This is a genomic window from Leptolyngbya boryana PCC 6306 (assembly GCF_000353285.1).
GTDB lineage: Bacteria > Cyanobacteriota > Cyanobacteriia > Leptolyngbyales > Leptolyngbyaceae > Leptolyngbya > Leptolyngbya boryana.
In genome coordinates, this window is record NZ_KB731324.1 from 78,857 (window position 1) to 91,445 (window position 12,589).

14 protein-coding genes are annotated in these 12,589 nt (G+C 45.3%); 10 read left to right on the forward strand and 4 right to left on the reverse strand.

Annotated elements, in window-relative coordinates; genetic code table 11:
* Positions 1 to 36: 36 nt before the first annotated feature.
* Positions 37 to 2,763: a GAF domain-containing protein gene (locus LEPBO_RS39670; protein ID WP_017285531.1), complete on the forward strand. Its 2,727-nt coding sequence runs from the start codon at positions 37 to 39 to the stop codon at positions 2,761 to 2,763.
* A 27-nt stretch (positions 2,764 to 2,790) separates the two neighbouring features.
* Entirely contained in the window at positions 2,791 to 3,417 is a 627-nt protein-coding gene (locus LEPBO_RS0100355; RefSeq protein ID WP_017285532.1) for a response regulator, read from the forward strand.
* Positions 3,418 to 3,532: 115 nt separating this feature from the next.
* Here LEPBO_RS0100355 and LEPBO_RS0100365 read toward each other — a convergent pair whose 3' ends face one another.
* The gene (locus LEPBO_RS0100365; protein ID WP_017285534.1) at positions 3,533 to 3,916 is read right to left on the reverse strand and encodes a DUF2721 domain-containing protein; all 384 of its coding nucleotides are present in this window, start codon (positions 3,914 to 3,916) and stop codon (positions 3,533 to 3,535) included.
* Positions 3,917 to 4,107: 191 nt separating this feature from the next.
* Here LEPBO_RS0100365 and LEPBO_RS35675 point away from each other — a divergent pair, with 191 nt between their 5' ends.
* Genes LEPBO_RS35675 through LEPBO_RS0100385 form a run of 4 tightly spaced genes read left to right on the forward strand, consistent with a single transcriptional unit; the run spans position 4,108 to position 8,018 of the window.
* A complete protein-coding gene (locus LEPBO_RS35675; RefSeq protein WP_017285535.1) occupies positions 4,108 to 5,322 on the forward strand; it encodes a hypothetical protein in 1,215 nt (404 codons plus the stop codon).
* Positions 5,323 to 5,380: 58 nt separating this feature from the next.
* The gene (locus LEPBO_RS0100375) at positions 5,381 to 6,121 is read left to right on the forward strand and encodes an SDR family oxidoreductase (protein WP_017285536.1); all 741 of its coding nucleotides are present in this window, start codon (positions 5,381 to 5,383) and stop codon (positions 6,119 to 6,121) included.
* Between the two features lie 49 nt (positions 6,122 to 6,170).
* On the forward strand, positions 6,171 to 6,719 hold the full coding sequence (locus LEPBO_RS0100380) for a DsbA family protein (RefSeq protein WP_017285537.1): 549 nt from the start codon (positions 6,171 to 6,173) through the stop codon (positions 6,717 to 6,719).
* A gap of 33 nt (positions 6,720 to 6,752) precedes the next feature.
* On the forward strand, positions 6,753 to 8,018 hold the full coding sequence (locus LEPBO_RS0100385) for a GAF domain-containing sensor histidine kinase (RefSeq protein WP_225903955.1): 1,266 nt from the start codon (positions 6,753 to 6,755) through the stop codon (positions 8,016 to 8,018).
* Positions 8,019 to 8,023: 5 nt separating this feature from the next.
* Here LEPBO_RS0100385 and LEPBO_RS0100390 read toward each other — a convergent pair whose 3' ends face one another.
* From LEPBO_RS0100390 to LEPBO_RS0100400, 3 genes are all read right to left on the reverse strand, one after another.
* On the reverse strand, positions 8,024 to 8,473 hold the full coding sequence (locus tag LEPBO_RS0100390) for a GNAT family N-acetyltransferase (RefSeq protein ID WP_017285539.1): 450 nt from the start codon (positions 8,471 to 8,473) through the stop codon (positions 8,024 to 8,026).
* A 1-nt stretch (position 8,474) separates the two neighbouring features.
* Positions 8,475 to 9,029: a chlorite dismutase family protein gene (locus tag LEPBO_RS0100395; RefSeq protein WP_017285540.1), complete on the reverse strand. Its 555-nt coding sequence runs from the start codon at positions 9,027 to 9,029 to the stop codon at positions 8,475 to 8,477.
* 71 nt (positions 9,030 to 9,100) lie between these two features.
* Positions 9,101 to 9,523 carry a hypothetical protein gene (locus LEPBO_RS0100400; protein ID WP_017285541.1) on the reverse strand — a complete coding sequence of 141 codons (423 nt, stop codon included), beginning with the start codon at positions 9,521 to 9,523 and terminating at the stop codon, positions 9,101 to 9,103.
* Positions 9,524 to 9,921: 398 nt separating this feature from the next.
* Here LEPBO_RS0100400 and msrA point away from each other — a divergent pair, with 398 nt between their 5' ends.
* From msrA to LEPBO_RS35695, 4 genes are read left to right on the forward strand one after another with little or no spacing between them, the layout of a single operon-like run.
* Positions 9,922 to 10,683: a peptide-methionine (S)-S-oxide reductase MsrA gene (gene msrA, locus LEPBO_RS35680; protein WP_081614707.1), complete on the forward strand. Its 762-nt coding sequence runs from the start codon at positions 9,922 to 9,924 to the stop codon at positions 10,681 to 10,683.
* A gap of 5 nt (positions 10,684 to 10,688) precedes the next feature.
* Positions 10,689 to 11,270 carry a glucokinase gene (locus LEPBO_RS35685; RefSeq protein ID WP_017285543.1) on the forward strand — a complete coding sequence of 194 codons (582 nt, stop codon included), beginning with the start codon at positions 10,689 to 10,691 and terminating at the stop codon, positions 11,268 to 11,270.
* A 14-nt stretch (positions 11,271 to 11,284) separates the two neighbouring features.
* On the forward strand, positions 11,285 to 12,031 hold the full coding sequence (locus tag LEPBO_RS40730; RefSeq protein ID WP_017285544.1) for an IS1 family transposase: 747 nt from the start codon (positions 11,285 to 11,287) through the stop codon (positions 12,029 to 12,031).
* A gap of 4 nt (positions 12,032 to 12,035) precedes the next feature.
* Entirely contained in the window at positions 12,036 to 12,578 is a 543-nt protein-coding gene (locus tag LEPBO_RS35695) for a glucokinase (protein ID WP_051077746.1), read from the forward strand.
* Positions 12,579 to 12,589 lie beyond the last annotated feature (11 nt).

Below are 12,589 nucleotides of genomic sequence, written 5' to 3' on the forward strand. Positions count from 1 at the left end.
AGTACCTTTAAGATTTAATTGATCCCTTTTAGTTCAATGACGCAAAGAAGCGATCACCTTCTGGAAACCACTGTTAGAGCGGCTCATGTTCTACTCACTCTAGATAACTTTGACGAAGCGGTGAATACTGCGCTGAGCATCATCGGAGAAGGGATCGGTTGCGATTTCGCCATTGTTTTAGAAAATGTTTATGAGTCTTCATCTCCATTCCCTGAAATCTGCAATTTCATCTACGAGTGGGCTTCCCCTAGCTTTCCACTGCTCAGCAAGACCTTTGGAGCAACGGTTCTTCCGGTGGGATTGCTAGGAATAGAATTTTTAGAGAAATATCTTCTCAAAGGAAACGGCTTTGGAGGGCTGCTTGAAGTCTGGAATGAACCCTTTCGCAGTCTCTTAGCTTCTGTTCAAATCCAGTCAGCTTATGCGGTTCCGATTCGCGTGAATGGCGAGTGGTGGGGAACTTTATGTCTTGATTATTGTCGCTCGCCCATTCAGGTGAGTAGTGCCGAAATTTCAGTTTTAATGACGATCGCAGATTGTATTGGCAGCGCAATTCAACAAAATCGCCTGAAGCACGAACACCAACAAACTTCTCAACAAAGAGTTGCTGACCTAGAAGGATACAATCGAATGCTACAAGGGCGCGATCGACTATTGGAGGTGACTGCCAGAGCAGCCAATGTGTTGCTAACGCTAGATAACATTGACGTGGCGATTGATTCTGCACTCACAGTTTTGATTGAGGGAATCGGTTGCGATCGCTTGGAGATTCTCGAAAATGTTTACGAAGCCTCATCTCTGATGCCAATTCGTTACCTCAGTACAGCTCATAAGTGCCTCGACTCCAGATTTGAAATTAGCTCCTTCAACATTGAATCTGCCACAGCCATCGAGCTAGAGGATCTCTTTCAGAAGTATTTCCTGGAAATGGATGGTTTTGGTGGAGTGTTGGCGGAATGGGATGAACCGCTGAGAAGCTGGTTAGCGACGCTTCAAATTCAGTCTACTTATGCGGTTCCCATTCGGGTTAATGGTCATTGGTGGGGCATATTGTGTTTTGATTACTGCCACGCCCCCATTCAATTCAGCCCTGGTGAAGTTGCGGTTTTGAGAACGATCGCTGACTGTCTTGGTAGTGCAATTCAGCGCAATCTCACTCAGCGAGAACGAGATCGCCTGTTTAAAGCGACAGCGAAAGCCGCAAATGTTTTACTGACATTGGAAGACTTTGACCAAGCTGTTAACGCAGCCCTTCAGTTTATTGGAGAAGGCACTGACTGTGATTGTGTCGTAGTTCTGGAAAATAGATTTGAGTCCTCATCTCCCTTGCCGAATTCCTGCGAATTCATTTACGAATGGGCTGCCCCTGGGTTTCTGCCTATTAGCGTTGCTTTTGGTTCAACCTCGCTCCCGGCTGACTTGCTAGGATTGGACTTCATGAGACAGTACTTTCTGGAGGGGGATGGCTTTGGGGGACTCACTGAAGTCTGGGACGAGCCTTTACGCAGCGCGTTAGCCTCTGTTCAAGTCCAGTCTACCTACGCGGTTCCGATTCGCGTGAATGGGCAGTGGTGGGGAGCATTGAGTTTAGATTATTATCGAGCGCCGATACAGGTGAGTACTGCTGAAATTTCAGTGCTGATGGCGATCGCAGATTGTATCGGTAGCGCGATTCAACGCGATCGCACTCAGAAAACAATGTTGCAAGCTGAACAAACACGAGTGACTGAGTTGGCTCAGGCAAATACAGCCCTGAAGCAATCTCTCGATACTTTTGCTGCTGATTCAGATCTCGATCGCTTCATTGGAAATACACTCAAAGCGATTGCTCAGCAGTTCGATTCTCCCTTGATTGAATACTGGGTTTATTCTCAGTCAGAAGAGCCAGCTTCAGTTCATCTGACATACTGGCAAGGTCAAGTGCTTAGTGCTGCCAATGCTTCCATCTTGAATGTCACTTCATCAGGATTGATTCCGTTTCTCGATATTCCCCTCAGTGTCGGAGATAGTAATATTGGAGCGCTGTCGATTTACTTGCTTGCCCATCGTCACTTTCCTGGACAAACCATTGAACTCGCTCATGCTTTAGCACAACAGCTCACCCTCGCTCTAGAACTGACCCGTCTTGCACAGGAAGCTCAGCAGACCGCTCTATTACAAGAACGGACTCGCATGGCACAGGAAATTCACGACACTTTGGCGCAAGCCTTTGGCGGGATTTTGATGCAGTTACAAGCCGCTCAGTACTTTGCGGTCAGTCAGCCTGAAAAAGCTCAGTCACATTTGCTGGTTGCTCAAAAAATCGCTCAAGAAGGGCTGGCTGAGGCACGCCGATCGGTTTGGACGCTTTACCTCGAAACTACTGAATATGAGGATCTCGCTCAAGCGATCGCTAAATTTATTGAACAAACTCCCTCTGATCCATCCGTATCAATTAATCTGACAATCGACGGTATACCTTATCGTCTCCATCCAGATCCAGGACTAAATTTGCTCCGTATTGCCCAAGAATCGCTCACAAATGCGCTGCGACATGCCCATGCTCAAAGGGTGCAAATTTACCTCAGCTATTGCCCTCAAACTTTACAACTCACGATCCAAGATGACGGTTGTGGCTTTGATCCCCAATCGTCTACTGCTGGATTTGGGTTACTGGGGATGCAGCAAAGAGCAGCCCGAATGGGTGCATCCTGGCATCTTGTCAGTCGCCCTAGCGAAGGAACGACGATTACCGTCACTCTGAGCAATCCTGTGATCCCATAAATTCTAAATCTACGCTCTATTTCACCTATGCTAACCAAAACCATCCGAATTCTGATTGCCGATGATCATCCCATTGTGAGTCAAGGGTTGGTTGCAATTTTGAATGACCAACCGGATATGAAGGTCGTTGCTGAAGCAACCAACGGGAAAGAAGCGATCGAACAGTTCCGATTGCATCAGCCCGATGTCACGCTGCTCGATTTACGGATGCCACAAGTCGGGGGAGTAGAAGCGATCGCGACGATTCGATCGGAATTTCCCAATGCTGCAATCATCATGTTTTCGATCTATGAAACGGATGAAGATATCTATCAGGGACTTCGGGCTGGAGCAAAAGCCTATTTGCTCAAAGACACCCCTTGTCCTGAAATTTTAGAGGTGATTCGAGCGGTGAACGATGGACAGCGGTATGTGCCAGCAGGAATTGGGACGAAGCTAGCAGCGCGGATGGAACGCCCAAATTTGAGCGATCGTGAGTTTGAAGTGTTGAAGCTGATGGCACAAGGTAAAAATAACAAGGCGATCTCATCTGAACTATCGATTACTGAAAACACGGTCAAATTCCATGTGACAAATGTTCTGCTCAAACTGGGTGCTAGCGATCGAACGCACGCAGTCGTCAATGCTCTTCAGCAAGGATTGATCAAATTGTAGTTACTTGCGAAAGTTAATTTTGCAGGACTGACATTGATGATGAACTTCCAACTGAATCAACTGATGAGAGGATCTTAGCTCATCAGCAATCAGAGCCATCCCCAAGAGCAAAACGCTAATTCCAAGTAAAAAAAACAATCACGACGATTTGCTGGAGCCATTCGCTATTGTTAGCGATCGCGAAAGCAATCACCAACATATCCAGCATAAAGACCAGAATCGCAAGATAAACGAGCACCAAAACATGATGAACCTGATGATGGTGCTTGAGTAGATTGGGCAGCAAATGGTCAAGATGGTGAAGTTTTTCAGCTTTTGCTTGATGTTGAGTCAGATCCAACTCTAGCAAGCTAAGCTGTTCCTCATGAATAGAACGAATGCGATCGCTTAGCCAGGTATACCGCGCAATAATCCCATTCAAGATAATCCCACAAGTGGTAATCATGACGACGGGAGCAATGATCAGGTTAATCGTTTTAACGAGGGTTTCATGATTCATAAAAAACTCCAAAAATTCTTGAAGGGTAGTCCTTTGGTCTGTCAACTACCCATTTGGGTGGGGAAAATACTCAACGCCTGAGGGGGGAAACAATCATTGTCTGGCGTAGTAAAGAATCAGAACAGTTTCTGTAGAGTATGAATTATCTTCAAATGTTATCTCAGCATTACACAAATTGAGGAAACCCAATCATGTCAAAACAAAGATGGGCTAACCACATTGCTCTACTACTCGGAAGTTTAGTCACGCTGAATGCTGCTCCAATTCAGGCTGAAGTGATTAATCGAGGCATTGAATCTGGCCCCTACCAAGAAGCACGTCCCGCGCCCGATTTTCTCCAACCTGATGTCAAGATTGTCGTTGGGCAGCCTTCTCCATCTGAAGTGAATCCTTCATTTCTAGGCCCTGTGCTGCTCATGAAATCTGCTCAGGTTGATTTGGTCAAAGGAACTGCAAAACTTCCCTTACACAAGGGAAAACTCGCTTCAGGTGAAACAGCCTGGTTTATCATCACCGATGCAACTGATGAAAATCTGTCTAACCTGCATGGTGTAAACTATTCACCCAAGCTTGCCTACGGGTTTACAGGACGCAATCAACGAACAGCAACGATCAGTAAAGATGGGACTTGGGTATTCAACCGAGGCAAAGTAGACTTCGAGCCAAAACTGAGCATTACACCAGGTGCTACTAACGCTCCTTTTCCACCTCAAGCGGCTCAACCTGGATCAGTAGGCGATAACAATTACACGCCTTTAGTCAAAGTTACGAATGCGACGAAAGATGTCTTGTTCAATGCTCCAATGGTGGCATTCAATCAGACGGAAGAGCAGCTTAATGCCTTTTGTAATGGCAAGCCGAATCATGATTTAGTTCATGACAAAGTGGTTGCAATCTGTCCGCGTGAAGGAACGGTGACTTTAGAGCTAACGATCGGATTTACCTTCAGTAAACCGATTCTCTATCTCTCCACTGAAGCCAACGATCCAGTCGTCGCTACGCTGGAGACTGCAACCTACGCCCCTGCCATGGAAGACTTACCCTTTGCCCATGAAGATGCACTGCCTGGCGAATCTGCTGAACGCATTTATGTCTTTGTCAATGGAGCAACTGGCTTAGACAATCCGCATCGACAAGGTTTGTACAGTGCATTAACTGACAGACGAGGGCCGTTGAATGTATTGGGTGGCATTCCAACGATTAACTTAGATTACAGTCCGATGTGGCGAATTTTTCCGGCAGTCTGGACAGAAGAAGCGATCAAAAAAGGCTACCGTGCTCGCATGAGCGATGCCATCCACATCGAAGATATGGGTGCTAAAGGCTATATTCGATCTCTCGACGGTGGCAGCCTTCGAGCCGTTGGATTCATTGTCAATTGTCCAGTAGTTTATCGCGTCAATTAGTTCATCATCATTGTCTCAACCGTGATGACTCAGAATACCTATATACAGGAATAGGATCATGCAAATCCAAAATGCAACGGCATTGGTAACAGGCGCAAATCGTGGTATTGGCTACGCATTCGTCAACGCTCTGCTACAGGCAGGCGCTCAGAAAGTTTATACCACTGCTCGTGATATCAATACGCTCAAAGATGTTACGGTTTTGGATACTAGCCGAGTCATTCCTCTCCAACTTGATGTCACAGACTCCTGCCTAATCAATACCCTGCCTGCACAATCACCTGATGTTAACCTCTTAATCAATAACGCTGGGATTCTCGCTTTTGGAAGTATCCTTGATGTGCCAATGGAGGTAATCGCTAGTCAGTTCAATACTAATTTTTACGGCTCGCTAAATGTAGCTCGTGCGCTGGTTCCAGTGATTGAGCAGAACAATGGAGGGGCGATCGTGAATCTGTTGTCGGTCGTATCGCTTGTAAGTATGCCTGCATTAGCTGCTTATAATGCTTCTAAAGCGGCAGCTTGGTCAATGACTCAATCTCTACGAGCTAGTGTTGCAGAAAAAAGGATTATGGTTCATGCTGTTTTTCCTGGTCCTGTAGATACTGATATGGCTGCGGGCATTGAATTTAGCAAAACAAGCCCTGCGGATGTTGCAGTAGCTGTGCTAGCAGGGATTGAAGCAGGTCACGAGGATATTTTTCCAGATCCTATGTCTGCTCAATTCTATGCAGCTTGGAGACAAGATCACAAAGCGATTGAGAAACAATTCGCTGCTGGCTCAAGTGATGATGTTTAGCGATGGCGAAGCCACAACTTGAATTTAAGATATTGTGAGTCTTTATCTAATGGCATCATCCAGAGAACCTAATTGTCTTACCCTCCCTGTGAGCGATCGCGATCATTGCCAAGGCAGCTCGATCGCAAAAGTCACCTTGGTCGAGTATGGCGATTATCAATGTCCTCACTGTTGGGCAGCGCAGCAGATTATTCCGTTGATTCAGCAGCAGTTGGGAGAACAGATTCGATTTGTGTTTCGTCATTTTCCGAGATCGAGTCTGCATCCAGAAGCCTACCATGCTGCCGAAGCTGCCGAAGCCGCTGCATCACAAAGTAAGTTTTGGGAAATGCACAGCTATTTATTTCATCATCAAGCGCAATTGGCAGATAGTGATTTAGTCAGGTATGCGATCGCGCTTTGCCTCAATGTCGATCAATTTCTGGCAGAAATGACTAGTGATTGCCATATGGCGCGCGTTCAGGAAGATATTAAAAGTGGCATCCAAAGTAGCGTGATCAAAACTCCGACTTTCTTTATTAATGGGATAAAGCATGGAGATGATGATCGCTTGGAAACGCTGTTAGAGGCAGTTGTAAAAGCTGAGCGCAACTGTTGAAGCGCACTTGCTCTATTCAAATTGAGGTAACAGATGATGTCTAAGTCTCAGCCACCCGTGAATTCTGCTAGTTTTATGTCTACTGTCTCTCCCGAATTAGAAATGGAGTATTTGACGACGTTAAATTATCGATCGGGCGATTTGGCTGCCTATTTAACTGAAATTTCACGGAGCGTGAGTCGATTGATTCAGTCAGATTGGACGATCGTGACGCTTTGCCAAGGGGAGACCGGGCAAATCATTGCAAGCAATCTTGAGATGCGGCGGGAAAGTGCTAGCTTCAGCGTTCATCGCACCCTGGCAGCAGAAGTGGTTCAATCCGTGCGATCTCTGGTCATCGAAAACCGCCAAAATATGCGGGATCACAATCTTGCAAGTGAGTATCACGCCTATCTGGGAGTGCCGCTAAAAATGAGGAACCAAGCAGCAATTGGCACGATTTGCTCGTTTTTATGTCACCCCCGCTCATTTACAGAAGCTGAAGTAAAGATGGTTGAATTATTTGCTGAGCGAGCAGCAACCGCGATCGAGAATTTTTGGCTCTATCAACATCAGCTACAAGTTAATCAGCAACTCTCTCAAGAGGCAGCAGCTTGCTCAATTGACTTGAAGCGATCGCAAGGTCAACTGATTGAACAAGAACGGTTAGCTGCAATTGGTGAGTTTACAACAATGATTGTCCATGAAGTGCGAAATCCACTGACTACGATCGAACTGGGCTTGAGATACGCTCAAAAAGTATTGCAGCCTGATTCTGACCAACAGCGTCTTAACCTTGCTTTAAAGGAATCTGAACGACTGAAGCATCTTCTCAATGACATTCTGTATTACGCAAAGCCGCAAGTTTTAAAACTCTCAAGACTCAATCTCAGTCTGTTTCTAGATGAATTTCTGCTTCAGGTTCAAGATGTACCCGAAGCAGTTGACCGCCGAATCAAATATACTAACAGCCTTCCAGAAGTTGCAGTGATGGCAGACCTTGATAAGTTAAAGCAAGTATTCTTGAATTTATTTCGGAACGCATTTGAAGCGATCGCTCCTCAGGAAGCCGTCGATTGCTCAATTCGTCCAGGCATCAATGTAAATTCGATTTGCATTGAGATTCACAACGGTGGCGCTCCGATTCCACCAGAGCTATTGTCTCAAATTGGAACTCCATTTTGCTCGACAAAGCCTTCTGGAACAGGACTAGGACTAGCAATTTCAAAGCGAATTATCGCAGCACATGGAGGGGAACTAATAATTGAATCATCTGTATCAGGAACCAAAGTAAGTGTGTATCTCCCGATGAACCTATGAATTGGCTACAAGCTAACTGACATCAAAACATATTGCTCGCGATTCTCAAATTTTGACTGATTATAGAGCTTCTGAGCGCTCAGATTCGATTTCAAGACTTCAAGGTGAATTACATAAATACCAAGCGCTTTTGCAATCGTTTTGATTTGCTCTAAGGTCTGTTTGCCAAGTCCTTTACCTTGAAAAAGAGGTTTAATATAAAACTCATCAATAAAGGCATCTTTTCCGCCAAATTCAATACTATAACTAGTACAGAGTGCAATGTAACCGACAACTTGACTTCTACAACAAATCAACCAAATTCCGCCAAGTTCCGCATGTGTAAGCAGCATCTTGACGGAATTCTCTCTTTGATAGTCTGCAAGATGCAAATCTGCAACTGCGTGAAACTCTTGAACCAGTGGCAGCAAAATTTCTAAATCCGCGATCGTCGCGATCTTAATCTCTGCTTCCATTTCACTCCAGATCACGTTCTAGACGAATTTCAACTTCGCGTTCTACATACTCCCATTCTTTGCTTGCCCGCATCCGCACCAGTAACTCATCAAATGCCTGAGTATGTTCTGGCGCGAACTCAAACCAAGTTAAAAAATCAAACGGTTCTCCTAAGTCTCGGCAGTGCATTAACCGACGAGCAACCCCCGGAAGATACTCCAATCCAACTGCTGTGTGATGAGATTCTTCCTCGAAAATGGCACGTCGTTCATCCTGTGCCATTTCCCACCACTGAGCCGATTTTTTAATGGGAATGAGTACTGCGATCGCAGCTTCTGCTCGATTCAATCCGGGCTGTACCGCTTGAAGCATAGTAAGCTCGTCGCGCTTTGCATACCGGACATTGCTAGTAAAGCTCTGTAGCACCCACACGCTATCTAAGGGAAGTTCTGTAATGGCATCGTTTACAACATCGATCCGTTCAACAGGAGCTAAGCTGTTCCCGATCATTCCTTGCATTCCGGTAACGCGCCATCCGCCCTGCTTACCCCCAACAAATGAAAATCGGTTGTTCATAGTTCTTGCTCAAATCGATTTAACATAGCAAACAGTCGTGTAATCTACACTACTGCTTTTGTACAGTTTTTTCAGTCTTTCAGTACACCGCTCTGCAACACTGGCAATAAAAAAGTCAGCACATATGCAAGGTTAGGAATCGCATTGCGCCAGAACCCTGTGGCGATCGATAAAGCGGTGTCGATCGCTGCCCAGGTCAACACTGAAACGATGACTAATATCCAGATTGGCTTGCTCGCAGCTTTGTCAAGTTGGTTTACGGCTTGTATTGCGGCAAACAAAGTGATGCTCCAACCGATTGACACGGCTCCGAGTACTGCTAAACTAAAGCGCATATGTGAATCAAGATTGAGTTCTCCAGGACCATTCAGCAGTTGAAATACGATCCGAGTCGGTTCGCTAGTTGCTTCTAAAGCACCTGCTGCTAAAGTGACTCCAAATAAACCGATTCCGATGCACCAGACGGTCATCCAGTTTCGCCAAAAATTTGACATACATTCTCTCCTAGTTTTCTATGTTCCAATGGGATTTCCAATATTCGATCTCTAACTCCAATGTCACAGAGAAAAGTCATACTCTCTTACCTCTAACTTCTCAGTTCTTGCAGTCTGTTTTAGAGTGACTATAGTGCAATTTTGAAACTTTCGAGTAAGCGCTGTCTGAGGACATTACCGTTGAACAGACCAATATAATAGTAGACGATCAATTTCATTTGTAAAGCATATTTTTTACTGATTTTTGGTGGCAGAATAGCGTAAGAAATGACCTGAAAGTAGATTGAAACATCTCAGGAAAATCTGTAGAAATTATCAGGTCATATTCATCTAATTCTCAGGCAAGTCGTGCAAGATAAACACTATCCCGAACATACCTGACAGAGAATGTTAATGATATGAGATATCAACCGCTTTCGTGGATTCGCCCTTTAATACTTGCTTCCTCTGTCGTGTTGCTTGCCGCGATCGCGATCTCACTCAGTAGCCGAATAACGCTCCGAACGCCGTCTTTCAATTCAAGTCTTCCATCCGACACCAACTTTGTTGCACTTCCTGATCCAGAGATCGATATTGCTGTTCCAAGCAACCTAAATCAGCAGACGATCGTGCTAGCAGGTGGATGTTTCTGGGGAATAGAAGCAATCTTTGAGCAGTTAAAGGGAGTTTCTCAGGTCGTGTCTGGCTATTCAGGAGGAAGTGCTGAAACTGCAACTTACAGCCAAGTTAGTTTAGGTAAAACGCAACACGCAGAGGTTGTAAACATCACCTACGATCCGACTCAAATCTCCTACGGTCAACTGCTGAAAGTTTACTTTGCTGTCGCACATGATCCGACTCAACTGAACCAGCAATTGCCCGATCGTGGCTCTCAATACCGATCTGCCATTTTTTTCACAACTCCTGAGCAGCAACAGGTTGCACAGGCTTATATTCAGCAGCTCGATCAAGCGCAGTCCTTTCAAAAACCGATTGTAACTCAAGTTGTGCCTTTGCAGAAATTCTATGCGGCTGAAACTTATCATCAGGATTTCGTCCAGCATAATCCGAACTATCCCTATGTCGTAGTTCATGATTTGCCCAAGCTTAAACGACTTGAGAAGCAGTTTCCTGAACTCTATCGAGATCGAATCAAGCTATCCAGCTTTTATTCGAGGTAAATGCCGTGATCATCCTAACCGGAGATATCGGAGGGACAAAGACAATTCTGCGCTTCTCAGAAGTTACTTCACAATCGTCCCAAATTTTATGTGAAGGTCGATATCGCAGTCGAGATTTTTCAGATTTGACTGAAGTGATTTCCAAATTCTCAGCAGAAGCGATCGCAAAGCTGAATCGACCGCTCAGAGCGGATGCAGCTTGTTTTGCGATCGCAGGACCTGTGATCAACAATACGTCACATCTCACAAACCTCGGCTGGATTTTAGAAGTGTCTCGCCTGACTCAAGAAACGGGCATTCCAAATATTGCGTTGATCAACGATTTTGAAGCCGTCAGCTATGGATTACTTGAGCTTACTCAGGCTGATTTATCTACGATTCAAGTCGGGCAATCAAGACCTTGCGCACCAATTGCAGTCATTGGTGCAGGTACTGGCTTAGGAGAAGGCTTTTTGCTCCATCATACTAGGAGCAACCGTCAAGTCTATGCTTCAGAAGGTGGACATGCAGACTTTGCTCCACAAACTGAACTAGAAGGTAGTGTTCTAGATATGTGGATATATGGCAGAATGAAAACGATGTGTTAGAGGGCTGAGTCGAGATGGTCCTAGAACCTGTTCAATGTCCCGATTGCCAGAGTGTGGATGTCGTTAAGCATGGTCGCAGTGCTGCTGGAAAACAACGGTATTGTTGCCGTAACTTAGAGTGTTCGAGACGATCATTTATCTTGAACTTTAGCTATCGAGGACGACTGCCTGAAGTCAAAGCGCAAATCAGCGACATGGCAATCAACGGCAGTGGTATTCGTGATACCGCCAGAGTGTTGAAGATTAGCCCAACGACTGTGATTGAAACGACTGAAAAAAAGTCAAGTCAACTTGAACAAGTAAACATAAGTCTGCTCGAACAGCACCAACCGGATAACACGGCAGTCATGGTCGTCAGAGTCGAGGCGGCGGAGATGGACGAGATGTGGAGTTTTGTCGAGTCAAAGCAGCATCAACGATGGTTGTGGCACGCGATTGACCATCAAACTGGAAAAGTCCTTGCCTATGTGCTAGCCACCCATGAAGACTCAGCTCTTAAGCAACTTCAGCAACTGTTAGCTCCTTTTTCGATTCAACGGTTTTACACCGATAGTTGGGGAGCTTACTTGCGATTGCTAGATGAGCAGCACCATACGGTTGGCAAAGCCAACACACAGCGCATTGAGCGGAAACATCTAACTTTGAGAACTCGGATCAAGCGGCTTGCCAGAAAGACGATCTGTTTTTCCAAGACTGAGAAGATGCATGATACTGTGATTGGATTATTCATCAATCGTCATGAGTTCGGGCGAGCAGTATAACGTTATGCCCACACATCTAGAACACTACCAACTAGAATGTCAAATGTTGCAATATCTACTCAAGCGATCTCCAACTCAGCATGTTTCTGTTGAACAGGTCGTTTCTGGAAATGGAATTTTAGCAATCTATCAATTTCTGCGATATCACACTGGGCTAGACCAACTTCTCCCTGAAGAAGATATCGACTTAACCTCTAAGATTACTGAAGCAGCGCTGAATGCACAAGACCCGTTAGCAGAGAAAGCATTACAGATATTTGTCAAAGCCTATGGTGCAGAAGCAGGAAATTTGGCGCTAAAGCTTTTGCCATATGGAGGTATCTATATTGCAGGGGGGATTGCCGCTAAGATTTTGCCCCTCATGCAAGAGGGAACTTTCCTTAAAGCATTTCTTGCAAAAGGCAGAGTGAGTGCATTACTAGAGCAAATTCCTATCCACATCGTCTTAAATCCCTATGTTGGTTTGATAGGGGCCACACGATACCTCAAGGAAACAATACTTCAGGCTAATTCAAACAATCATTGTTCGCTTATTGATCTAAGCTAAGAGGAATTTTA

Coding starts and splice junctions, on each gene's coding strand:
- LEPBO_RS39670 (WP_017285531.1), top strand. CDS start 37: ATGACGCAAAGAAGCGATCACCTTCTGGAAACCACTGTTAGAGCGGCT.
- LEPBO_RS0100355 (WP_017285532.1), top strand. CDS start 2,791: ATGCTAACCAAAACCATCCGAATTCTGATTGCCGATGATCATCCCATT.
- LEPBO_RS0100365 (WP_017285534.1), bottom strand. CDS start 3,916: ATGAATCATGAAACCCTCGTTAAAACGATTAACCTGATCATTGCTCCC.
- LEPBO_RS35675 (WP_017285535.1), top strand. CDS start 4,108: ATGTCAAAACAAAGATGGGCTAACCACATTGCTCTACTACTCGGAAGT.
- LEPBO_RS0100375 (WP_017285536.1), top strand. CDS start 5,381: ATGCAAATCCAAAATGCAACGGCATTGGTAACAGGCGCAAATCGTGGT.
- LEPBO_RS0100380 (WP_017285537.1), top strand. CDS start 6,171: ATGGCATCATCCAGAGAACCTAATTGTCTTACCCTCCCTGTGAGCGAT.
- LEPBO_RS0100385 (WP_225903955.1), top strand. CDS start 6,753: ATGATGTCTAAGTCTCAGCCACCCGTGAATTCTGCTAGTTTTATGTCT.
- LEPBO_RS0100390 (WP_017285539.1), bottom strand. CDS start 8,473: ATGGAAGCAGAGATTAAGATCGCGACGATCGCGGATTTAGAAATTTTG.
- LEPBO_RS0100395 (WP_017285540.1), bottom strand. CDS start 9,029: ATGAACAACCGATTTTCATTTGTTGGGGGTAAGCAGGGCGGATGGCGC.
- LEPBO_RS0100400 (WP_017285541.1), bottom strand. CDS start 9,523: ATGTCAAATTTTTGGCGAAACTGGATGACCGTCTGGTGCATCGGAATC.
- msrA (WP_081614707.1), top strand. CDS start 9,922: ATGAGATATCAACCGCTTTCGTGGATTCGCCCTTTAATACTTGCTTCC.
- LEPBO_RS40730 (WP_017285544.1), top strand. CDS start 11,285: ATGGTCCTAGAACCTGTTCAATGTCCCGATTGCCAGAGTGTGGATGTC.
- LEPBO_RS35695 (WP_051077746.1), top strand. CDS start 12,036: ATGCCCACACATCTAGAACACTACCAACTAGAATGTCAAATGTTGCAA.